This window comes from Simplicispira sedimenti, assembly GCF_022760965.1.
Taxonomy (GTDB): Bacteria; Pseudomonadota; Gammaproteobacteria; order Burkholderiales; family Burkholderiaceae_C; genus Simplicispira; species Simplicispira sedimenti.
Genome location: NZ_JAKVIJ010000001.1, coordinates 507,616 through 529,007, shown reverse-complemented (window position 1 = coordinate 529,007; position 21,392 = coordinate 507,616). Strand labels below are relative to the sequence as shown.

The following is a 21,392-nucleotide window of genomic DNA, read 5'->3' as shown; positions in this document are numbered from 1 at the left end:
CGCCGCACCCCTGTGCGAGCGCCTCCGGTTGGCTGCCTATCAGGCCTCAACGATCATGCGCGTACGCATTTCCAGGTGAAGCGCGTGGCAGAAGTGGGTGCAATAGCACCAGAACACGCCGGGTTGGTCGGCAACGAAGGTCACCGAGGCCGTTTCCTGCGGATTGACGATGAAGTTGACGTTGTAGTTCGGAATGGCGAAACCGTGCGTCAAATCTTCGATCTTGTCCAGGTTGGTCAGGATCAGGGTGACTTCGTCGCCCTTTTTCACCTTGAACTCGCGCATGCTGAAGGCCGGCGCTTGCGAGGTCAGCTTGACCGTCACCTTCTTGCCGCTGCGGAACACGCCAGATTCCTTGGGATCCTTGATGGCCAGCGGGTGGTGATCCAGATCATAGACCTGCTTGGGCTTGACCAGATCGCGCTTGAAGATGATGAAGTCGTGCGGCTCGCCACGCACCGGGTGGTCGGCCAGGAGCACCATCTTCTCGCCAGAGATGTCGATCAGCTGCTCGTTCTCGGCGTGCAGCGGGCCCACGGGCAGGAAGCGGTCCTTGGAGAACTTGCAACCCACGGCCAGGTACTTGCCATCGGCGGCAATCGTTTCCGATTGCGAGGCGTTGATGTGGCCGGGCTGGTAGTGCACGTCCAGACGGTCCACCACATACTTGGCGTTCTTGTCACCCTTGTGGAAGGCAATCGCCTTGTCGATGTTCCACTTGACCACCTGGCTGTCCAGGAACAGCGTGGTGAAAGCATTGCCGCGACCGTCGAAAGCAGTGTGCAGCGGGCCCAGACCCACTTCGACCTCGGCAACGATGGCGTCGTCGAGCTTTTCCGACTTGCCGTCGAACCAGTCAAGCACCTTGGCCAGCTCGATCACGGTGACGGTCGGCGAGAGCTTGCCGGCGCAGATGAAGTACTTCTGGTCGGGGCTGGCGTTCACGCCGTGGGGGTTCTTGGGCACGGACACGTAGGCCGTCAGAGCGGTCTTGGGGTCCTTGTTGGCTTCGATCGTGCCGTCCACCACGGGCACCTTGGAACTGCCAATGGTCTTGAACTTGCCGGCCTTGACGGCTTCTTCGATGCGGGCGATGTTGAAGAACAGGCAGGCGTCGCGCTCGGCAGACATCATGTCTTCGTAATGCGCACCCATCTCGGTGTTGTACTGGTTGGTGGCGGCGAGCTTGCCGTCGAACGAGGTGGCCACCAGATCGCAGTTGCCGTCGATCAGCACCTGCCAGCGCACTTCCATGGTCTCGGCGTCCACGCACGAGAACAGCGAGCGGTACTTGGTATGGTCTTCGGTACCGGTGTTGGGCAGAGGGATACCGAACTCACCACCGCAGAACACGCGGGTGGTGTAGTTGATGGCTGGATCGACCGGGTCTCGCTTGTCGGGGAAGATGCCGTGGAAGCCCTGCACATTGGGCAAGGTGGTGATCTTGTCGCAGACAAAATAGTCGAGGCGGATACGCGCAATGCGGCTGTTGATCTTGTCGTTGATCCAGGCGTAGCGGCCGTCGTAGTTGCCATCCTTGTAGGAGGCGTGCGTGTGGTGGGTATCGCCCACGGTGTAACGCAGGTGGCCATCGGGCTTGGTGCCCATGACGGCCTTGGATTCGTTGGTGATGCCCCAGCCGACCAGTGCGTCGGGCACGAAGCAGGGGATGCGCAGAAGTTCGCGACCCGAAGGCAGGCCCAGAACGCGCATGTCACCGGTGTGGCCACCGCTCCAGAGGCCGTAGTAGGTGTCGAGTTCGCCGGGTTTCAGGTGGACATTGGCACCGGCGTGGGCTGTCGGTGCAGGTGCGGGTGCAGGTGCCGCAGGGGCCGCTGCAGGAGCTGCCGCCGGCTTGTCATTGCAGGCTGCAACGCCTACCGTCAAGCCCGCCAGCGCAGCGGTGTTGATGAAACGTCGACGGCCGAGGCCTACGGTTTCATTGGGTGTATCCAGTTTCTTGTCGCTCATGTTGACCTCTCTTGGTTAAGGCGTGTGAAAAACGGAGGGGCTCGCGCTGGTGGCGGAGCCCCCATTGCGGCTGGAATGTGATCAAGGGATTGGGTGGCACGCAACTGGGCCGCCGGCGACAGGGCCGGCAACCGTGCTTGCTGAGGATCTGGAGGCGTGTTGGCCAACAAACACAGGGTGCAGTCCATGCCCATGTCGGACGCATCGACCGCATTGCCTTGTGCTGAATGGATGATGATTTTTGTCAAGCCCGACGCGGAGCACACCAACTCCATCGCCCGGGGCTGAACCAGTGGCGATGCCATCGCCACCCCCATGCTCACAATGAACCATGCTGCGACCAAGCGCCGAAGCCATGGAATGGATCTGAGGGTTTTCATGGATGGCAAGTATAGGGAGCCAAAGTGGGCCGAGGTTGATTTTGGTCATGCTCTACCGCCGCACTGACGGCTTGGCAATCCAGCCATGCCGATTACATTATGGGACACGCAGTGTGGGTAAGACAACGTACGCCCGGCGAGGGCGCTATGATTTGTGGTCCGCCCACCCCGACTGCCGCCATGCGAGGAGCAGATCTTCTGTTTCGGGCTGGGGAGCGGCTGCATCCAAGGCGCGTAGCCCCTTGATTCTTTCATTCTCCACTTCCTATCCACGACCATGAAAAAGACCTCTTCCGTCATCGCGCTGAGCGCTCTGGCCCTGTTCCTGACCGCCTGCGGTGACAAGAAGCCCGCCGAAGCCCCTGCCGCAGCACCGGCTCCCGCCGCAGCCCCCGCACCCGCACCCGCCCCTGCAGAACCCGCCCCCGCCGCAGCGCCTGCGGCCTCGGAAGCACCTGCCGCGCCCGCAGCCTCTGAAGTCGCCGCCGCCCCGGCCGCTCCTGCAGCACCTGCTGCCAACCCCGAAGCGGGCAAGTCGGCCTACAACAAGACCTGCGCCATGTGCCATGCCGCTGGCGTAGCTGGTGCACCCAAGCCCGGCGACAAGGCCGAGTGGGGTCCGCGCATTGCCCAGGGCAAGGACACGCTGTACAAGCACGCCATCGAAGGCTACACCGGCGCCAAGGGCATGATGCCCGCACGCGGCGGCAACACCAAGATGTCCGACGAGGACGTGAAGGCCGCCGTGGACTACATGGTCGGCCTGTCAAGCTGATCGAAAGGAGCGCTTCATGCACGAGCCGCTTGCACCCCAGGGCCTGACCCGGCGCCGCCTGGCCATGGCACTGCCCCTGCTGGGCGCCGCTGCCCTGGCGCCCGCCGCACTGCAGGCGGCAACGCCTGCCGTGGTGGAGCGCAGCCAGCGCACGCTCATGGGCACGCAGGTGGACATGGTGGCCCAGGGTCTTGACGCTGGCGCCCTGCGCAGTGCCATGGACCGTGCATGGAGCGAGATGGAGCGCCTTGCCGCGCTGATGACGCGCTACCACCCGGACAGCACCGTCAGCGCCCTGCACCGCGCAGCGGGCCGGCATCCTGTGCCCGTACCCGCTGAGGTGTTGGCCGTGCTCCAGGCCGCGCAGGCGATTGCAGTGCAAACCCATGGGGCCTTTGATGCCACCGTGGGCGCACTGCCCTGGCAGTTCGGTACCGCCGAGCAGCACCTGCCCAGCGCCCAGGACATCGACACCCAGCGCCGCCTGGTGGGCTACCGGGGCTTGGTGATCGACGCCAAGGCCGGCACCGCCTTCCTGCAACAGCGCGGGATGGCACTGGACCTGGGCGGCATCGCCAAGCTCCCCATCCTCGAAGCAGGCATGCGCACGCTTCGCGCCCAAGGCGTGGAACATGCCATGCTCAACGGCGGCGGCGATGTGCTGGTGGCGGGGCGCCTGCAAGGTCGCCCCTGGCGTGTGGGCCTGCGCGACCCGCGTGCGCCCGAGCGCCTGCTGGGCGTGCTCGCGCTGGAGGGCCAGGCCATCGTGGCGTCTTCGGGCGACTACGAGCGCTTCTTCATGGCCCAGGGCGAGCGCCAGCACCACATCCTGAACCCGGCCACTGGGCGTCCCACGCAGGGCCCCCGCGGCGTGAGCCTGCTGGCACGCGATGCGGCCAGCGTGAACGGCCTGGGCACCGCCCTGATGGTGATGGGCAGCGCTGCCGCGCCCGCGCTGCTGCAGCAGCGCCCTGGCGTGCAGGCCTTGGTGGTCGAGCGCGACCACAGCATCTGGCAAACACCTGGCATGGCGGCCGTGCTGCGCACTGCCTGAGCCTCTGCCGTCCTTGGCACCAAGGCCCTTTTTGAACGACAGGGCCTTTTTTTACAGACCCGCAGCGAGCGCCGTGTATTCCTGCACCGGCACTTCCTCGGCGCGGCGCTGCACATCGAAGTTGCCCGCAAAACCACGCGCCTCCAGCCAGCGGCCCAGGGTGTGGCGCAACAGCTTGCGGCGCTGGCTGAAGGCCACCTGCACCAGTTCCTCCAGCACAGCCGCGTCCAGTGCCACAGGCAGTGGGTGCGGCACCATGCGCACCACGGCGCTGTCCACGCGCGGAGGCGGATCAAAGCTCTCGGGCGGCACGAACAGCACGTTCTCCATGGCGTAGCGCCACTGCAGCATGACGGACAGCCGCCCATAGTCGGCCGTGGCGGGCGCTGCCACCATGCGGTCGATCACTTCCTTTTGCAACATGAAGTGCTGGTCGGCAATCACATCCACATACTGCAACAGATGGAACAGGATGGGCGTGGAGATGTTGTACGGAAGGTTGCCAGCCACTCTCAATTTGGTAGCACCCAGCGCTTGTGCCACCTGCGCAAAATCGACCTTCAGCACATCGGATTCGATGACCTGCAACTGCGCATGCTGGCGCAGGCGCTGCGCCAGGTCGCGGTCCAGCTCGACCACGGTGAGCCGCCCCAGCCGCTCGACCAGCGGCTGCGTCAGCGCCGCCAGCCCCGGCCCGATTTCAACCATGGGCTCGCCCGCCTGCGGCGCAATGGCGCGCACGATCCCATCGATGATGGCCGGATCGGACAGGAAATGCTGGCCGAAGCGCTTTTTTGGAACGTGCTTCATTGGGGAGGGTCGCGGTACTCAACGTAAGCGCGGCCGCGCACTTCCTGCATCCAGGTGGCGTAGGCGTCTTCGGTCTTCTTCATGCGCACGGCCTGGCGCGCCACCTCACGCTGCTCGCGCGCGGACAGGCGTTGCTCGCGCCGCTCCTGCAACTGGATCAGGTGCACGCCAAAGCGCGAAATCAGCGGCTGGCTCAGGTCGCCGGGCTTGAGGGCGTCCATGACTTCTTCGAACTCGGGCACAAAGGTGCCCGGATTGACCCAGCCCAGGTCACCGCCCTGCTTGGCGCTGGCGTCCTGCGAATGCTCGCGCGCCAGTTGGGCAAAGTCGGCCTGGCCCGCAAGAATGCGGCGGCGGTAATCTGCCAGCCGCTCCACCGCGGCGGTTTCGCTGAGCTGGGCGCTGGTACGCAGCAGGATGTGGCGTGCGCGGCTTTGCACCACGGTGGCGGGCAGGCTGGCGCGGCTTTTCTCGATCAACTTGAGCACATGGAAACCCGCGCCGGAGCGCACCGGTCCGGCCACGCCACCCACCGGCAGACTGGCCACCGCCGAGACAAACAGCTCGGGGTAGCGGTCCGCAGCGCGCAGGCCCATTTGGCCGCCCGAATTGGTGGCGCCGGGCGCGTCGGAAAACTCGCGCGCCAGGGCGGCGAAGTCCCCATTGGCGCGCGCCTTGTCGGCCACGCCCTGCGCACGCGCCTGGGCTGCTGCCACCTGGGCCTCGCTCGCATCCTCGGGCACGGCGATGAGCACCTGGGCGATGTTCAGCTCGGTACGGGCCAGGTCGGCGCCCTGCGGGGACTGTTCGCGCAGAAACTGATCGATCTCGGGTTCGCTCACGCGCACGCGGGCGTCCACCTCGCGCTCGCGCAGGCGCTGCAGCGTGAGCTGGCGACGCAATTCCAGGCGGAACTGCTCGCGCGAGACACCCTCCGCCGACAACCGACGCAGCATCTCTTCCATGCTGACCTCGTTGCGCCGCGCGATGGTCTGCGCAGCCTGGTCAATGGCCAGCTCATCCACCGTGATGCCACCTTCCTTGGCCAACTGCATTTGCGCCTTTTCCACGATGAGCTGCTCCATGACCTCCGCCGCCAGCAGGTCCAGGGGCGGCTGCGCGCCACCGGATTGCTGGATCTGGCGCAGCACGCGGGCCATGCGGGCGCGCACCTCGTTGTTGGTCACAGGTTCGGCATTGACCACGGCCACGATGAAGTCGGCCTGGCGCTGGGTGTTGGATGGCGCTGCCACAGGGGCCGACAACTGGGGACGTTGCGCCCCTGGCAGGCGCACGCCCTGCGCTGCGGCGCCCAGCGGCACGAGGGAGGCCAGGCCCATGAGGCCCACAGCAATGGCACGAGGTTTCATGGTGAGCATGCGGTGCGTTAGTCGTAGTTGCTGAAACGGCTGGGGGTGCTGACCTGGTCACGCAGGTAGCGGTAGCCGGGAATGTTCTGCTTGAGGCTGGACAAGGGGTTGGAGCCCAGGCTCAGGCGCGAGAAGCCGACGAACTCGATCTGGAACAACAGGCGCGTGTTGGAAGTGCTGCGGCTGTTCTGCAGGCGCTCCAGCACCACGCGGCCAATCCAGCAGCAGCTGTCGTACTCGAAGCCAACCACCGTATCGACCAGCTTGCGGTCCTGCAGGCTGTAGTTCAGGCGGCCCACGCTGTACCAGCGCGCCTGCTTGGGGCCCGACGTGCCGGAGGCCTTGTCCGCAGCGCCCCACAGGCTGTCGAGCGGCCACTGCCAGCCCACATCCACCTGCTCGCTGGTACCGCGCTGCAGGCGGTAGGCCGCACTCACCACGCGGTAGGCGCCGGGCTGGTAGCGGGCGCTGAGGGTGGAGCGGATCGAGCGCCGGGTCTTGGGGTTGAACTGCACGGTGGAATCCATGCCCCACTGCGTCGTCCAGTTGACGGCCGCACCCAACATCACGTCCGACAGGCGCTCGCTCACCGGCGTTTCACTGGGCAGGGTGACGTTCTGGTCCGAAAAACGCAGCCGCTGGGCAATGCCGAAGCGCGCAGCCTCGGCACCTGTGGTCGGGTTGAGCAGGCGCGTGGTCACACCCAGGGTCAGCAGGTTGTTGTCGGCAATGCGGTCCTGGCCACCGTAGGCGTTCTCGGTGTAGATGGTGGCGAAGTTGAAGTCGTTGGCCGCCGTGTCGTACAGGGGCAGCATGCTCTGGTCGCGGTACGGCGTGTAGGTGTAGAAGGCGCGCGGCTCCAGCGTCTGCACGAAGGCCCGGCCGAAGTACTGCGCATCGCGCTCGAAGAACAGGCCGCTGTCCACGCTGAAGGTGGGCAGGGCGCGATGGACCGAGCGCACACCGCTGGGCAGCAGGCCGTCGAACTGGTAGTTGCTGGCATGCCACTGCAGGCGCGGCGTGACAAAGCCCGACGGCGCCAGGAACGGGCGGCTGACCTGCGCCAGCAGGTAACTGCGCTGCGCATTGGGCTGCCCGGTGAGCGCCGTGTCGGCCCGAAACCGCGTGGCGTCGAGCTCCACGCTCGCATCCAGGCCGCCCGCCAACTGTTGCGGCGCATAGCGCCACTGCCACTGCGGCAGGCGGTCGTACGGCGGCACGATGGGGGCCGAGGCATCCTGCAGCGTCTGCCATTTGAGGGTGCGCAGGCGCATGCTCATGTCGCCCAGGCCCCAGGTGAACAAGGCATCGCCCGGCAGCAGGCGCTGGCGCACCACCTGCGCATCCGATGACACATCGCGCGAGAAATCGCGCCAGAAGTCATCGTCGCTCACGCGGCGCAGATTGACCTGCAGGCCCAGCGCTCCCACCGGCACGCCAATGGCGCTGTTGTGCTCCAGCGCATAGCTCCAGCGCGTGCGCTGACGCAAGCGGTCGTTGGGCATCACATCGGCGCGCACCTGGCCCTGGTAGCTGGGCTCCAGGTAGCGGAACTCGCCACCCAACTGCACGCCGCGCTTGGCCATCAGGGCCGCCTGCATGGTGGCGTCGCGGTTCGGAGCGATGTTCCAGTAATAAGGCTGGGCGTACTCAAAACCATTGGTGCTGTCGAGCCCGAAGGTCGGCGGCAACAGCCCGCTCTTGCGCTTGTCGGACAGCGGAAAGCTGATGGCCGGCACCGGCAGCAGCGGCACGCCCTGGAACTCCAGCACCGCACCGCGTGCGCTGCCCACCTCTTCGGCCTGGTCGATGTCGATGCGGTCGGCGCGCAGCACCCAGTCGGGCTTCCACTGTTCGCTCTCTTCGCGCGTGCAGGTGGTGTAGGTGGCCTGGTGCACCTGGGTCCGGTCGCGGTCGATGAAATCCACGCGCAGGGCATCGCCATGGGCACCGTTGGCCAGCAGCTGGTAGCGCGTGTCGGTAAAGAAACCCTCGAAGGCGTTGACGCGCAACTGCAGCTGCGTTCCCTGGTACACATTGCCCGCGCGGTGAATGCGCACCCGACCGGTGGCCGTGGCCTGGTCGTCAGGCACGGTGTATTCCATGCGGTCGGCGCGGATCACGGTGTCGCCACGGCGCAGCTCGGCATTGCCTTCGATCTCGGCGCGCACATCGGGCTGACCGGTGATGCGATCGCCCTGCACGAACACCGGCAACTGCGAGCGCACCTCTGGTGGAATGGTCTCGGCCAGCAAGGGCGTATTGCGCAGGACGGGGGGTGCGTCCCAAGCACTGGGCTCCTGCGCCAACGCTGCCAGCGGCGCACCACAGCACAGCGCCGCCACCAGCCGCGCCACGGCACGGGGCACCAGCGCAGGCACAGGCGCTGCCGCACCCAGCACAGGGGCGGGCAACAGGAAGAAGGGCGCTGGACGCAAAGGCACTGGATGCAAAGGCTTCATCGGTGGCAGGCCCGGATGGCGGCGCGCCCATGAGCGCCCCTTGAAACCACCAGAACCCAAAGGCCGGGTTTGTAGAATCCGATTATCCATGAGCCACCCTGCTTCTTCCGCATCCCCCAGCCCGGCGGGCGCCCCGTCCGCCCCCGTGGTCTGGACCGACCCCGCCCGCCACGCCGCCTTTGACGCCTGGCTGGCCCCCTTGGTGGCAGCGAACGGCCTGCTGCCCGCCAGCCTGCGCCCCGCCTCGGCCGACGCCAGCTTCCGGCGCTACCTGCGCATCGACACCACCACGCCGGGCGGCAGCTGCATCGTGATGGACGCGCCGCCCGACAAGGAGAACTGCGCTCCCTTCGTGCAGGTGCAAGCCCTGATGCAGCAGGCCGGCCTGAACGTGCCGCGCATCCTGGCCTTCGACGCCACGCACGGCTTCATGCTGCTGTCCGACCTGGGGCCACACACCCTCATGCAGGCCCTGGACCCCCAGGCGCCTCAGGACGCTTTTCGCTGGTACCAGCAGGCCACCGACCTGCTGATCGACTGGCAGAAGGCCTCGCGCCCCGGCGTGCTGCCGCCCTATGACGAAGCCCTGTTGCGGCGCGAGCTGGCACTGTTCCCCGACTGGTACCTGGCCCAGCACCGCAAGATCACGCTGACCGACGCCCAGCAGCAGACGCTGGCGCAGAGCTTCGCGGCCATCGTGGCCAACAACCTGGCGGCCCCGCAGGTCTTCGTGCACCGCGACTTCATGCCGCGCAACCTGATGCAGCCCGTGACGCCGGACGCGCCGCTGGGCGTGCTCGACTTCCAGGACGCGGTGTACGGCCCCATCACCTACGACATCGCCAGCCTGATGCGCGACGCCTTTTTGAGCTGGGACGAGGACTTCGTCATCGACATCACCGTGCGCTACTGGGAAAAGGCGCGCAAGGCCGGTCTGCTGGGCGCCCACAGCGCCAGTGGCTGGGGCGCGGACTTTGGCGACTTCTACCGCAGCGTGGAATGGATGGGCCTGCAGCGCCACCTGAAGGTGGCCGGCATCTTTGCGCGCCTCACGCTGCGCGACGGCAAACCGCAGTACCTGGCAGACACGCCCCGTTTCATCGCATACATCCGTTCCACGGCCAGCCGCTACCGCGAGCTGGCGCCACTGCTGCGCCTGGTCAACGAGGTGGAACAGGTGCAGGAAATCACAGGTTTCGCCTACGGGCGCGTCTAGCAAAACCTTAAGCAAAATTGGCCTCCAGCGCAATGAATACGGGCGCCAATAGCTATTATTTTCATAGCAAATGCCCCGCTTTCACTGCCCTGTCCCGCTGACCCCCGGCGAAGAAATCGCCCTGCCGCCTGGCGCCGCGCGCCATGTGCAGGTGCTGCGCATGCAGCCGGGCGATGCCATCACGCTGTTCCACGGCAGCATTGACGGCCCCGGCGGCGAGTTCGAGGCCACCGTCACCCGCATGGGCCGCAGCGAGGTGCTGGCGCGCATCGGCACGCACCACGCCGTGGAACGCGAGGCTGCGCGCGCCGTGCACCTGCTGGCCGGCATCACCGCCAACGAGCGCATGGACTGGCTGGTGGAAAAGGCCACCGAGCTGGGCGTGGTCAGCATCACCCCGCTGCTGGCCGAGCGCAGCGTGCTCAAACTCAAGGGCGAGCGTGCCGACAAAAAACTGGCCCACTGGCAGGCCGTGGCCGTGGCCGCGTGCGAGCAGTGCGGCCGCAACCGCGTGCCCACCCTGCACCCCGCCCAAACGCTGGCCGACTGGCTGCAGGCCCCGCCGCAGGACGGCCAGCGCCTGCTGCTGTCGCTGCGCCCCGGCACACAGCCACTGCACGCCGCAGCGCCAGGCCACACAGGCCTGGTGTTCCTGTCCGGCCCCGAGGGTGGCCTCAGCGGCACCGAGGAAGACCTGGCCCTGGCCCACGGCTTTGCCCCCGTGACCCTGGGCCCGCGCGTGCTGCGCGCCGAGACCGCGCCGCTGGCAGCGCTGGCGGCGTTGCTGGTCTGAAACGACTCAGTGATCCATTCCGCGAACGCGGCATCCGCGATGCATGCAACCGACGCACCCCAGGCCAGCGCTCCCGCGCAAGGGCCGCCCCGCCGCGCTGGGAGCGTCCCCCTGCCAGCAGCGCGCAGCGCTGCGAGAGCGGGGGGGAGGCGCGCAGCGCCACAGGGGGTGTTTCATTTCAGCGCCGGGGCTGATTGAAGGGCTTGACCTGCCCGCAGTCTGCCCCCAGCCAGCGGCCCTTCTGCACCATGTCGATCTGCTCGGGGCGGCCGTTTTCCTGCGTGGTCTTGAAGCGGTGCTTGCCGCTGTAGGCCGTGGGGCTTTCAATGGTGACCGTGCCCTCGCCCGAGGACGGCGGCTGGCCCTTGCCGCCCTTGCACTGGAACGCAACCTTGACAGTGTTGGCGCCCACGCGCTCCACCTTTTGCGTGCAGCCTTCCTGGGCAGGGAGCTGGTCCATGTCCACGTCCTGCTGCGTCATGCAGATGCGCACCACATGCCCGCCGCCGGGCGTCATGCCCACGCCCTGCTGGGCCATCATTTGCTCCATCTGCTTGCGCTGCTCGGGCGGCATGCTGGCCAGCGACTTCTGCATCTCTGCCATGGCGGCTTCCATCTGGCCGCTCTGGCTCTTCATGGTGCCGCTGTGCTCCCACAGGCCGGGGCGCAGCTTGGTGGCTTGTGCCGCGGCTGCAGTGGCAAAAACGCTTGCGGCCGCCAGGGCCAGGGTCCAGGGTGCGATGCGCATGGGTGGTTGTCCTTTCGTGGGGAAGGGGCCGCACACTGCAGCGCGGCGTCAGGCGCGCAGCATCGCATGACGGGCACCTCTCAGCAAGCCCCACGGCCGCACGCACCCACGACTTGCGTGACGGGGTGCACGCGCGCCAGTGGTCCTCGCTACTTGCGCCCGCCTGCCAGCCCCAGGATCGGCACGCTGAACACCGCCGCCAGCGCGCCCAACCCCAGCGCAATGGCCAGCAAGTTGGCCCAGTCCACCCAGTAGCCCATGTTGGCCAGTGACGACTGGGTGAGCGTGGGCACGCTGAAGAACAGCGCCACCGCCACCAGCGCGCCCAGCAGCAGCGCCTGGCGCACCTGGCGTGCCCCCAGGCGGCCGCGCGCGGCCACGAGCAGGGCCACCCACACGGCAAGCAGCAGCGCCAGCAGGGGCCAGATGCCCAGGGCGATTTCATAGACGATGTTCATTGCCAGCCAGATTTCGTACATGGTGTGTCTCCTTGGGTTGCGTGGTGGTCAGACCCGGCCTTTGAGCACCGCCATGTAGGCAGGCTTGAGCAAGCGCACCTTCATGAGCCAGGCAAAGTAGCTTTCCTGCAGCGGCTCGATCATGGGCAGCGAGGGGGTGAGCTTGCCGTCGTAGTCGAACTCGATCAGCATGGCCGAGCCTTCGCGCACGATGAGCGGGCAGGAGGTGTAGCCGTCGAACTTTTCGCCCGGCGCGCGCCCGGCGATCACATCGGCCAGGTGCTGCGCAACGATGGGGGCGCTTTTCTTGACCGTGGCCGCCGTCTTGCCGCGCGGCGTGCCGTTGATGTCGCCCAGGCCGAACACGTTTTTGTAGCGGCGGTGCTGCAGCGTGTCCTTGTCCACCTCCAGCCAGCCGCCTGCGGCCATGGGGCCTTCCTTCCAGGCGAGGTCGGAATTCTTCACCGCGTCGGGGGCGCGCATGGGTGGCACCACGTGGATGAAGTCGTAGGGCACCTCGGTGGCTGCGCCTTCGGGGTTCACAAAGGTGGCGCGACGCGCGCCGATGTCGATGGCCTTGAGCTTTTGCGTGTACTGCACCTGCACGCCCAGGGCCTGCCAGCGCTCCAGCACGTTGTCGTTCACGGCCTTGACGCCGAACACGTTGGGCAATGCCGAGTAGAACGTGACCTGTGACTTGCCGAGCGTGCCCGCCTGGGCCAGGCGGTCGCGCACCATGAAGGTCATCTTGAGCGGCGCGCCCGCGCACTTGAGGGGCGTGGCGGGCAGCGTCATCACGGCCTGGCCGCCCTTCTGGCGGAAGCGGTCCATGGCGGCCCAGGTGGCCACGGCGGCGTCGGAGCTGGGGTACACGCTGGCCAGGCCGTCCTGGCCGATGGCCTTGGTGTCCATGCCCTCGATCTGCGCCCAGTCCTGGTGCGTGCCCACGGCCACCACCAGGTAGTCGTAGCGGATGCGCTGGCCGCCTGCGGTAACCACGGTGTTGGCGGCCGGGTCGAACTCGGCCACCATCTCGCGCAACCACTGCACGCCCGCCGGTTGCAGGCTGGCGTTGCTGTCGATCACCTTGTCCACCGGCCACACGCCGCTGGCCACCAGGGTGTAGCCGGGCTGGTAGTTGTGCACTTGCTTGGCGTCGATGATCGTGATCTTGGCGCCGTCGAGCAGGCCCTGCAGCCGGTGCGCCACGGCAAGGCCCGCCAGGCCACTGCCCGCAATGACGATGTGGGCCTGCGTGGGCTGGCGTGCTGCCTGCGCTGCGGTGGGCTGCAGGCCCAGGCCTGCGGCGGCGCTGGCGCCAGCCGCACCGGCCAGCCAGGCACGGCGTGTGGGCGCCCCTTGGGGTGCGCGGTGGGTGGTGGGTTTGTCTCGCTTCATGCTTGTCTCCTGTGGTTTGTGTAGGGCATGGGCTGGGCCGGGGGAATGGCTGCGGTGCGCGGGCCTGGGGCGCACCACAGGGGGCGGGGCTAGCGGTACGGGCGCAGGTAATTCCATTCAAAGGCGCGCTTGGCCCAGTGCATGGCGCGCAGGGGCGGCAGCAGGCGTTGGCGCGTGGGGGTGCGCCAGACCAGGGTGCCCTGGTCCAGGCTGTCGATGATGCAGGCCAGCTCCACCTTGAAGCGGGCCGTGGGTTTGCGCCCGGCCAGGGCGGCCAGTAGGTTGGCGGCGGCGGCCCGGGCCTGCAGGTCGGCCATGTGGGCTTGCTTGGGCATCCAGTCGGGGCCGGGGAAGCTGCCCGAGTCGCCCACCACCCACACATGCTCGGTACCGGGCACGCGGCAGTGTTCGTCGGCCTGCAGCAGGCCGCCGGGGGAGCGCGGCAGGTCGGTCTGGTCGAACCAGGCGTTACCGGTCATGCCGGGCATGAAGAGGATGAGGTCGGCCGCAAACTCCCCGCCCTCGGTGACCACCTTGCCCGGCTCGAAGCGCTGCATCTTGTGCCCCAGGTGGGTACGGATGCCCCGGCGCGCCATCTCGGCCAGCAGGTGCCGCACGGTGGCCGGGCCCAGTCGGTTGCCGGGCTCGGTGCTGGGGTTGAAGAACACCAGCTCGAAGCGGTCGCGCCGCCCTTCGCGGCGCAGCTGGGTATCGATGCCGAACAGAAATTCGAACATCGGCCCGCCGCGCACGGCCTGGGGCTCCTGCGGGTTGGCCGCAAAGCCCACGGCGATGGTGCCGCCCTGCAGGGCGCGCAGCCGGTCGCGGATCTGCTCGGCAGCGGCGATGCCCTCGCAGGGCGTGATGGCGTGCTCTATGCCCGGCAGCTTCTTGATGAAGCGCCCGCCCGTGGCGATGAGCAGCGCATCGTTGGGCAGCGCACCCGCGCTGGTCAGCACCGTGCGCCCGCCATCCTGCAGGCCGGTGACCTCGGCCGCCACATGGCGCACACCCATGCGCTGGAAGAATGGCCCCAGCGGCACGATGAGTTGCTCGCGCGTGCGCAGGCCGCTGGGGATCCAGATGATGCCGGGCAGGTAGTGCAGTTCGGCGCGCGGGGACACCAGGGTGATCTCGGCGCGCGGGTCGCGGTGGCGCAGCGCGCGCACCGCGGACAGCGCGCCGAAGCCCGCCCCCAGGATGGTGATGCGCGCGGCCACGTCAGGCCTCCTGGCCTGCGCCCAGGCGCTGGGCCACGCGCTGCACGGCGGTGCGGGCCTGCTCCAGCGCGTCGCGCACTTCGGCCTGGGTGCTGCCGCTGGCCTGCAGGATCACGCGCGGGTCCTGCAGCACGATGCGCGTGCGCCCCGGTGTGGGCTCGGCAATGCTGCCGCCGCAGGGCAACAGCGCGGCGATGTCGGGCTCAGCGCTCACCAGGGCATGGGCAATGCGCGGCGAGCACAGGCCCAGCAGGCGCTGGGGCGGGCTGTCCAGCCCGAGCTTGGCCTTGAGCGTGGCCTGCATGTCCACCTCGCTGACGATGCCCATCTGCTCGGCGGCCAGGGCGGAGCGCAGGGTTTCCAGGGCCTGGGGCAGCGGCTGGGCCAGCTCGGCGGTGAAGGCGTAGGCGGTCATGGGCGGGGTTTCCTTTCAAATAAACTTGGGGTCAATTGGACTGCAGGGCAATATCATCAAGCGCAAGTAGCTACTATTTTGATAGCATTTATTGCACCACTCCTGGGGTTGGCGGCTGCACGCTGCGCAGCGTGGCTTCGTCGAGCTGGCCCGCCAGCGCGGCCAGGCGCAGGCGCTCCAGCACCAGGCTGCTGCGCGCCTGGGCCAGCGACAGGCGGGTGGCGGCGGTGTCGTTTTCGGCGTTCAGCAGGTCGAGCACGGTGCGGTGGCCCACCTCCAGGCCGGTGCGGGTGGCGTCCAGGCGCGCCTCGCTGGCCTGCAATGCCTGGCCCAGGGCCTGCACGCGCTCGGCGCCCACCTGCAGGCCCAGCCACGCGGCGTGCACATCGCGGTCCACCTGGCTGCGCGTGGCCTCGACCTGGGCGCGGGCCTGGTCCCAGCGGCGCAGGCTTTCGGCCTCCTTGGCGCCGCGCCAGCCGCCGGTGTACAGCGGCACGCTGAGCTGCACGCCCACCATGGCGTTGACGCTGCGGTTGCGCGCACTGCCGTGGTCGCCACTGCCGCGCAGGCGCTCGTCGCCCGCTTGCGCCACCAGATCCACCGTGGGGGCGGCGCTGCGGCGGTGCTTGTCGGCCTCGGCCTGCGCGATGTCGGCGGCCAGTTGCTGCAGGCGGATCTGGGGGTTGCCGTCCTGCGCCTGGGCCTGCCAGTGCGCCAGCGCGGCCTGGGTGCGCGCGGGCTCGGGCACCAGCGCTGCGGGCAGGTGCGCCTGCAAGCCGTCCATGGGCAGGCCGGTGCTGTCGGCCAGCTCGCGGCGGCGCAGGTCCAGCGCCACCTGGGCGGCCAGCACCTGGGCGCGCAGTGCGCCCTGGCGCGCGCGCGCCTCGTGCGTGGCGGTGATGGGGGCGGCGCCCAGCGCGAAGCGGTCCTGCGCCTCGGCGGCGGCCTGCTGCACGGCCTCGTACTGGCGCTGCAGCACCTGGAGCGATTCCTGCGCCACGGCCAGCTCGAAGTAGCGCTGCGCGGTGCTCAGCATCAGCGCTTGCTGCGCGGCCTGCCATTGCAGCTCGGTGCTGTCGGCCTGCAGGCCCAGTTGCTGCTGCTGGGCGCGGCGCTCGGCGTTGAGCAGGGGCTGGCGCGCCTGCAGCGCCCAGCGCGTGGCCGTGCCGCCGGTGACCGAGGTGCTGAAGTTCACGCCGTTCGACGTGCCCATGCCGGGGGCCGAGAACTGCGCGCCGCGCATGTCGCTCTCGCCCGTGGCCACGCCTGCGGATGCGGTGAGCGCCACGCCGGGGCGCCACAGGGCGCGCGCCTGGTCGCGCAGGGGTTGCGCCGTGGCCTGGGCCGCGCGGGCCACGGCCAGTTCGCGGTCGTTCTGTTGCGCGGCCTGCCAGGCCTGCAGCAGGTCGGTGGCCCGGGCTGTGGGGGCGGCCAGTGCCAGGGCCAGCAGGGAGGTGCGCCAGAGGGCTTGCATTGGGAGCCTTTCTGTCCACGGGCTCAGGCGGTGGCCTGGGCGCTGAGTTGGCTGAATTCGTCGAACGCGGCGCTGGCCTTGGCGGCGTACATGAGCGAGGGGCCGCCGCCCATGTACACGGCCATGCCCAGCGCCTCGGCCACTTGCGCGCGCGAGGCGCCCAGTTCCACCAGCGCCTTGGCGTGGTAGCCCACGCAGGGGTCGCAGCGCGCGGCCACGGACAGCGCCATGGCGATCAGCTCCTTGGTGGTCTTGTCGAGCGCGCCGTCCTTGGTGGCGGCCTGGGCCATGGCGGAGAAGCCGCGCATCGTGTCGGGGATGTCGGCACGCAGACTGGCAAGCTGGGCCGAGGTGGTGCGGGTGATGTCCTGGTAGCTGGTCATGGTGTTTTTGGCTTCTATGGCTTATGGGTAGTGCGCAAACTGCTATTGTTTTTATAGCTATTGGGCGATGCTGGCCGGGCGCAGGCGATCCAGCCGGTGGCGGTAGGCCATGTAGTACAGCGTGGGGATGACCACCAGCGTGAGCACGGTGGATACGGCGATGCCGAAGATCAGCGAGATCGCCAGGCCGTTGAAGATGGGGTCGTCCAGGATGAAGAACGCCCCCACCATGGCCGCCAGGCCGGTCAGCACGATGGGCTGGGCGCGCGTGATGGCCGAGTGCACGATGGCGCGCTCGAACGGCACACCCTCACGCACCTGCAGGTTGATGAAGTCCACCAGCAGGATGGAGTTGCGCACGATGATGCCCGCCAGCGCGATCATGCCGATCATGCTGGTGGCCGTGTACTGCGCTCCCAGCAGCGCGTGGCCCGGCATCACGCCAATGATGGTCAGCGGGATGGGCGCCATGATGATCAGCGGCGTGAGGTAGCTGCCGAACTGCGCCACCACCAGCAGGTAAATCAGGATGAGGCCCACGGCATAGGCGGCGCCCATATCGCGGAAGGTCTCGTAGGTGATCTGCCATTCGCCGTCCCACTTGAGGGCGTAGCCGCGCCAGGCGTCGCTGGGCTGGCGGATGAAGAACTCCTCGACCTTGCCGCCGTCGGGTGCGGTGATCTGCGCAATGGCGCTGCGCGCCTGGAACATGCCGTACAGCGGGCTGTCCACGCGGCCCGCCATGTCGGCCACGACAAAGTTCACCGGCAGCAAATCCTTGTGATAGATGGGCTGCTCGCGCAGGCTGTCGCTCACGGTCACCAGTTCGCGCAGCGGCACCAGCGCGCCGCTGGCCGTGCGCACACCCAGTTGCAGCAGCGCCTGTAGGTCGCCGTGCAGCGTGGGCGGCAGTTGCAGCGTGGCGGCGGCGGGGTATTTGCTCTGGTCGTGCAGGTAGGCGGCCTGCTCACCGGCCAGGCCTGCGCGCAGCGTGGTCACGATGGCCTGCTGCGGCACGCCCAGCAGCGCGGCCTTGCGCCGGTCCACCAGCAGCAGGGTGCGCGGAGCGTCGGCAATGCTGCTGTCGTCGATGTCCACCAGGCCCTCGGTCTGGGCCAGCGCCTTGCGCACGGCCTGGGCCACCTGGCGGCGGCCTTCGGCGTCGGGCCCATAGACCTCGGCCACGATAGGCGCGAGCACCGGCGGGCCGGGCGGCACCTCCACCACCTTGACGTTGGCGCCAAAGCGCTGGCCAATGGCCTGCAGCGCCGCGCGCTCGCGCATGGCGATGGCGTGGCTTTGCAGCTTGCGCTCGCCCTTGGCCACCAGGTTGACCTGGATGTCGCCCACGTTGCCACCGCTGCGCAAGTAGTACTGGCGCACCAGGCCGTTGAAGTTGATGGGCGCAGCCGTGCCGGCATAGGCCTGGTAGTGCGTGACCTCGGGCACCGTGGCCAGGTGCGCGCCCAGCGCGTGCAGCGTGGCAGCGGTGTGCTCCAGCGGCGTGCCTGCGGGCAGGTCCACCACCACCTGGAATTCGGACTTGTTGTCGAACGGCAGCATCTTGAGCTGCACCCAGCCAATGACGGGCAACGCCACCGACAGCGCGATCAGCGCTGCCACGCCCAGCCCCAGCAGGCGGCGGTTGCGCGCACCCGCCTGGACGTCGAGCAACGGGCGGAAGATGCGCTCGAACACCGGCGCAATGCGCCCGGCCAGGCCCTGCGGCGCAGCGTGGGCTGTGCCCTCGGCGCTGCCGTGGCCCCTGCCGGCGGGCACGGCCTTCATCCACAGGCGCGCGAGCCATGGGGTGACGGCAAAGGCAATGGCCAGCGACAGCAGCATGCCCATGCTGGCGTTGATGGGGATGGGGCTCATGTACGGCCCCATCAGGCCCGACACAAAGGCCATGGGCAGCAGCGCCGCAATGACGGTGAGCGTGGCCAGGATGGTCGGGCCGCCCACCTCGTCCACCGCGCCGGGGATGATCTGCCACAGCGGCTTGCCGGGGTGCAGGTGCTGGTGGCGATGGATGTTCTCGACCACGACGATGGCGTCGTCCACCAGGATGCCGATGGAGAAGATCAGCGCAAACAGCGACACCCGGTTGAGCGTGAAGCCCCACACCCAGGACGCAAACAGCGTGGCCGTGAGCGTGAGCACCACGGCCGTGCCCACAATGGCTGCCTCGCGCCGCCCCAGCGCAATGAACACCAGCGCCACCACCGACGCCGTGGCGAACAGCAGCTTGCTGATGAGCTGGCGCGCCTTCTCGTCGGCTGTTGCGCCGTAGTTGCGCGTGGTGACCACCTGCACATCGGCCGGGATCACGGTGCCCTGCAGTTGCGCCACACGCGATTGCACGGCATTGGCCACGTCGATGGCGTTTTCGCCCGGCCTCTTGGTCACGGCGATGGTGACGGCCGGATGTTCGGCGGCGTCCTGCCCTGCGGTGCCGTGCCACACGTACTGCGTGCTGGGCGGCGCACCGTCGCGAACCTGGGCCACTTCGCGCAGGAACACGGGCTTGCCTGCGCGCACGCCCACCACCAGCTCGCCCACCTCTTGCGCGTCGCGCAGGAACGGCCCGGCCTCCAACGCCAGCGCCTGGTTGCCGCGCAGCAGCTCGCCCACGGGCAGGCCCTGGTTGGCCGACTGCAGGGCCTGGCGCAGGTCGGCCACGGTCACGCCCATGCCCGCCATGCGCGTGGGGTCCATCTCCACCATCACCGCGCGGCCGGGGCCGCCGTGGGTGCGTACCTCGCGCGTGCCGGGCACGCGCTTGAGGTCGGCCTCCAGGCTGTGCGCCACGCGCTCCAGGTCGAACGGGCCGGCATCGGCGCGCGTGCTGTGCAGCGTGAGGCTCAGGATGGGCACGTCGTCAATGCCCTTGGGCTTGATGAGCGGCTCCATCACGCCCAGGTGGCGCGGCAGCCAGTCGGCGTTGGAGTGCACGGTGTCGTACAGGCGCACCAGCGCCTCGGTGCGCGGCACGCCGACCTTGAACTGCACGGTGATGACCGCCATGCCAGGCTGCGAGACCGACATCACATGCTCGGAGCCGCTGATCTGCGACAGCACCTGCTCGGCGGGGATGGCGACCATCTGCTCCACGTCGCGCACGCTGGCGCCGGGGAACGGGATCAGCACATTGGCCATGGTGACGTTGATCTGCGGCTCCTCTTCGCGCGGCGTGACCAGCACGGCAAAGATGCCCAGCAGCAGCGCCACCAGCGCCAGCAGCGGCGTGATCTGCGCAGACTGGAAGAAGCTTGCGATGCGGCCCGAGATGCCCAGCGCGGGCGTCTGGTGTTCCTGCGTCATGGTGGCGATCCTTTCAGCGTGCGCGGGCCGCGGTCTGCGGCTCGGTCAGCACGGCTTCGCCTGCGGCAACGCCGCTGAGCACTTCCACCCGCCCGCCTTCGGCCCGGCCCAGGCGCACCTGGCGCAGCTGGGGCTGGCCGCCCGCGCCCAGCACGTACAGGCCGGTCAGCTCGGCGCGGCGCACCACGGCGCTCTGCGGCACGGTGATACGCGCCCCCTCACCCGCGCCCGGCGCACCGGGCAGCCACAGGCGTGCAAACAGCCCTGGGCGGGCACCGGCCAGGCCTGGGGGCAGGTCGGCGCGCACCTGCACCGTGTGCGTGGCGGGGTCCACGGTGGGCAGCACCTGAACGCGCTGCGGCGTGGTCTGCGTGCCCTGGCCCCCCAGCTCCACACGCACGTCCTCCGGCTTGACGCCTGCGGGCAGGGCCGACTGGGGCACGGCGGCCGTCACCCGCAGTTGCCCCGGGTCGTAGAGCGTGAGCAAGGGGCGTCCGGGCATGGCCATGTCGCCCAGGGCCACAGGCACCTCGGCCACCACGCCGGCATAGGGCGCCCGCACCACGTGCAGGCCGGTTTGCGTGCGCGCGGCGCCCGCCTGGGCGGTTTGCGCGCTGGCCTGGGCGCGGGCGGCACGCACCTCGGCCTCGGCGCGGTCCAGCGCGGCCTGGCTGATGTACTTTTTGGCAAAGAGCTGCTTCTGGCGCTCGTGTTCGCGCGTGGCCACATCGAGCTGCGCACGCGCGGCCTGCACCTGGGCATCGACGGCAGCGGCGCTTTGGTCTGCGCTGCGCGCGTCGATGCGCAGCAGCAACTGGCCCGCCTGCACCGTGTCGCCCGCCTTGACGGCCAGCTCCACCACGGCGCCCGGCACCTGCGCGGCCACCACGGTCTGGCGCAGCGCCTCGACCACGCCGTCGTAGCTGCTGCGGCCCGCCTGGCTGGCGGCCTGGGCGGGCTCGGTGGCCCACGGTGCCGCCAGTACCGCAACCGGGGCTGTCGCCAGTGCCAGCGCCAGGGCCGCCTGTGAGGAAAGGTTCTTGAACATGGGGTGGTTCCTGCCTGTTCTGCCCTGCTCCGGCGTGCGGACAGGGCTGTTCATGGGATGCGTGTTGCGCTATTATTTGCGTAACTAGTTAAA

The 21,392-nt window shown here is 68.6% G+C and carries 18 protein-coding genes; 4 read left to right on the top strand and 14 right to left on the bottom strand.

Going from position 1 to position 21,392, the window contains the following annotated elements; genetic code table 11:
* Positions 1-39 precede the first annotated feature (39 nt).
* Together nosZ and MJ602_RS16780 are read right to left on the bottom strand one after the other, a co-directional pair.
* Positions 40-1,971, bottom strand: a complete 1,932-nt coding sequence (gene nosZ / locus MJ602_RS02380; RefSeq protein ID WP_243019242.1) for a TAT-dependent nitrous-oxide reductase — start codon at positions 1,969-1,971, stop codon at positions 40-42.
* Positions 1,968-2,276: a hypothetical protein gene (locus MJ602_RS16780; RefSeq protein ID WP_341474718.1), complete on the bottom strand. Its 309-nt coding sequence runs from the start codon at positions 2,274-2,276 to the stop codon at positions 1,968-1,970. The genes nosZ and MJ602_RS16780 overlap by 4 nt, the downstream gene beginning before the upstream one ends.
* A 352-nt stretch (positions 2,277-2,628) precedes the next feature.
* Here MJ602_RS16780 and MJ602_RS02375 point away from each other — a divergent pair, with 352 nt between their 5' ends.
* A complete protein-coding gene (locus MJ602_RS02375; RefSeq protein ID WP_243019241.1) occupies positions 2,629-3,126 on the top strand; it encodes a c-type cytochrome in 498 nt (165 codons plus the stop codon).
* Positions 3,127-3,142: 16 nt separating this feature from the next.
* The gene (locus tag MJ602_RS02370) at positions 3,143-4,180 is read left to right on the top strand and encodes an FAD:protein FMN transferase (RefSeq protein WP_243019240.1); all 1,038 of its coding nucleotides are present in this window, start codon (positions 3,143-3,145) and stop codon (positions 4,178-4,180) included.
* A gap of 51 nt (positions 4,181-4,231) precedes the next feature.
* Here MJ602_RS02370 and rsmA read toward each other — a convergent pair whose 3' ends face one another.
* Genes rsmA through MJ602_RS02355 form a run of 3 tightly spaced genes read right to left on the bottom strand, consistent with a single transcriptional unit; the run spans position 4,232 to position 8,822 of the window.
* A complete protein-coding gene (gene rsmA / locus MJ602_RS02365) occupies positions 4,232-4,990 on the bottom strand; it encodes a 16S rRNA (adenine(1518)-N(6)/adenine(1519)-N(6))-dimethyltransferase RsmA (protein ID WP_243019239.1) in 759 nt (252 codons plus the stop codon).
* Positions 4,987-6,360 carry a peptidylprolyl isomerase gene (locus MJ602_RS02360; RefSeq protein WP_243019238.1) on the bottom strand — a complete coding sequence of 458 codons (1,374 nt, stop codon included), beginning with the start codon at positions 6,358-6,360 and terminating at the stop codon, positions 4,987-4,989. The genes rsmA and MJ602_RS02360 overlap by 4 nt, the downstream gene beginning before the upstream one ends.
* A gap of 17 nt (positions 6,361-6,377) precedes the next feature.
* The gene (locus tag MJ602_RS02355) at positions 6,378-8,822 is read right to left on the bottom strand and encodes an LPS-assembly protein LptD (RefSeq protein ID WP_243019237.1); all 2,445 of its coding nucleotides are present in this window, start codon (positions 8,820-8,822) and stop codon (positions 6,378-6,380) included.
* Between the two features lie 88 nt (positions 8,823-8,910).
* Between MJ602_RS02355 and MJ602_RS02350 the strand changes: the two genes are divergently transcribed.
* Complete coding sequence (locus tag MJ602_RS02350; protein ID WP_243019236.1) at positions 8,911-10,038, top strand: aminoglycoside phosphotransferase family protein; 1,128 nt, start codon at positions 8,911-8,913, stop codon at positions 10,036-10,038.
* A gap of 70 nt (positions 10,039-10,108) precedes the next feature.
* Positions 10,109-10,831, top strand: coding sequence for a 16S rRNA (uracil(1498)-N(3))-methyltransferase (locus tag MJ602_RS02345; protein WP_243019235.1), 723 nt, complete (start codon positions 10,109-10,111; stop codon positions 10,829-10,831).
* 178 nt (positions 10,832-11,009) lie between these two features.
* Here MJ602_RS02345 and MJ602_RS02340 read toward each other — a convergent pair whose 3' ends face one another.
* The 9 genes from MJ602_RS02340 to MJ602_RS02300 form a co-directional block, all read right to left on the bottom strand.
* Positions 11,010-11,579 (bottom strand): DUF3617 domain-containing protein, encoded by a 570-nt coding sequence (locus MJ602_RS02340; RefSeq protein WP_243019234.1) that lies wholly within the window; start codon positions 11,577-11,579, stop codon positions 11,010-11,012.
* A gap of 149 nt (positions 11,580-11,728) precedes the next feature.
* Positions 11,729-12,058 carry a hypothetical protein gene (locus tag MJ602_RS02335; RefSeq protein WP_243019233.1) on the bottom strand — a complete coding sequence of 110 codons (330 nt, stop codon included), beginning with the start codon at positions 12,056-12,058 and terminating at the stop codon, positions 11,729-11,731.
* 27 nt (positions 12,059-12,085) lie between these two features.
* Positions 12,086-13,435, bottom strand: coding sequence for an NAD(P)/FAD-dependent oxidoreductase (locus MJ602_RS02330; protein ID WP_243019232.1), 1,350 nt, complete (start codon positions 13,433-13,435; stop codon positions 12,086-12,088).
* Positions 13,436-13,524: 89 nt separating this feature from the next.
* On the bottom strand, positions 13,525-14,655 hold the full coding sequence (locus tag MJ602_RS02325; RefSeq protein ID WP_243019231.1) for an NAD(P)/FAD-dependent oxidoreductase: 1,131 nt from the start codon (positions 14,653-14,655) through the stop codon (positions 13,525-13,527).
* Between the two features lies 1 nt (position 14,656).
* Complete coding sequence (locus MJ602_RS02320) at positions 14,657-15,070, bottom strand: DUF302 domain-containing protein (RefSeq protein WP_243019230.1); 414 nt, start codon at positions 15,068-15,070, stop codon at positions 14,657-14,659.
* 88 nt (positions 15,071-15,158) lie between these two features.
* Positions 15,159-16,544, bottom strand: a complete 1,386-nt coding sequence (locus MJ602_RS02315) for a TolC family protein (protein ID WP_243019229.1) — start codon at positions 16,542-16,544, stop codon at positions 15,159-15,161.
* A 23-nt stretch (positions 16,545-16,567) separates the two neighbouring features.
* Positions 16,568-16,927, bottom strand: coding sequence for a carboxymuconolactone decarboxylase family protein (locus MJ602_RS02310; protein WP_162017724.1), 360 nt, complete (start codon positions 16,925-16,927; stop codon positions 16,568-16,570).
* A gap of 57 nt (positions 16,928-16,984) precedes the next feature.
* Positions 16,985-20,251 (bottom strand): efflux RND transporter permease subunit, encoded by a 3,267-nt coding sequence (locus tag MJ602_RS02305; RefSeq protein WP_243019228.1) that lies wholly within the window; start codon positions 20,249-20,251, stop codon positions 16,985-16,987.
* A 13-nt stretch (positions 20,252-20,264) separates the two neighbouring features.
* On the bottom strand, positions 20,265-21,299 hold the full coding sequence (locus MJ602_RS02300; protein WP_243019227.1) for an efflux RND transporter periplasmic adaptor subunit: 1,035 nt from the start codon (positions 21,297-21,299) through the stop codon (positions 20,265-20,267).
* Positions 21,300-21,392 lie beyond the last annotated feature (93 nt).

Excerpts from the sequence above, each read along its gene's own strand:
- nosZ (WP_243019242.1), bottom strand. The coding sequence starts at position 1,971 with ATGAGCGACAAGAAACTGGATACACCCAATGAAACCGTAGGCCTCGGC.
- MJ602_RS16780 (WP_341474718.1), bottom strand. The coding sequence starts at position 2,276 with ATGGCATCGCCACTGGTTCAGCCCCGGGCGATGGAGTTGGTGTGCTCC.
- MJ602_RS02375 (WP_243019241.1), top strand. The coding sequence starts at position 2,629 with ATGAAAAAGACCTCTTCCGTCATCGCGCTGAGCGCTCTGGCCCTGTTC.
- MJ602_RS02370 (WP_243019240.1), top strand. The coding sequence starts at position 3,143 with ATGCACGAGCCGCTTGCACCCCAGGGCCTGACCCGGCGCCGCCTGGCC.
- rsmA (WP_243019239.1), bottom strand. The coding sequence starts at position 4,990 with ATGAAGCACGTTCCAAAAAAGCGCTTCGGCCAGCATTTCCTGTCCGAT.
- MJ602_RS02360 (WP_243019238.1), bottom strand. The coding sequence starts at position 6,360 with ATGAAACCTCGTGCCATTGCTGTGGGCCTCATGGGCCTGGCCTCCCTC.
- MJ602_RS02355 (WP_243019237.1), bottom strand. The coding sequence starts at position 8,822 with ATGAAGCCTTTGCATCCAGTGCCTTTGCGTCCAGCGCCCTTCTTCCTG.
- MJ602_RS02350 (WP_243019236.1), top strand. The coding sequence starts at position 8,911 with ATGAGCCACCCTGCTTCTTCCGCATCCCCCAGCCCGGCGGGCGCCCCG.
- MJ602_RS02345 (WP_243019235.1), top strand. The coding sequence starts at position 10,109 with ATGCCCCGCTTTCACTGCCCTGTCCCGCTGACCCCCGGCGAAGAAATC.
- MJ602_RS02340 (WP_243019234.1), bottom strand. The coding sequence starts at position 11,579 with ATGCGCATCGCACCCTGGACCCTGGCCCTGGCGGCCGCAAGCGTTTTT.
- MJ602_RS02335 (WP_243019233.1), bottom strand. The coding sequence starts at position 12,058 with ATGTACGAAATCTGGCTGGCAATGAACATCGTCTATGAAATCGCCCTG.
- MJ602_RS02330 (WP_243019232.1), bottom strand. The coding sequence starts at position 13,435 with ATGAAGCGAGACAAACCCACCACCCACCGCGCACCCCAAGGGGCGCCC.
- MJ602_RS02320 (WP_243019230.1), bottom strand. The coding sequence starts at position 15,070 with ATGACCGCCTACGCCTTCACCGCCGAGCTGGCCCAGCCGCTGCCCCAG.
- MJ602_RS02315 (WP_243019229.1), bottom strand. The coding sequence starts at position 16,544 with ATGCAAGCCCTCTGGCGCACCTCCCTGCTGGCCCTGGCACTGGCCGCC.
- MJ602_RS02310 (WP_162017724.1), bottom strand. The coding sequence starts at position 16,927 with ATGACCAGCTACCAGGACATCACCCGCACCACCTCGGCCCAGCTTGCC.
- MJ602_RS02305 (WP_243019228.1), bottom strand. The coding sequence starts at position 20,251 with ATGACGCAGGAACACCAGACGCCCGCGCTGGGCATCTCGGGCCGCATC.
- MJ602_RS02300 (WP_243019227.1), bottom strand. The coding sequence starts at position 21,299 with ATGTTCAAGAACCTTTCCTCACAGGCGGCCCTGGCGCTGGCACTGGCG.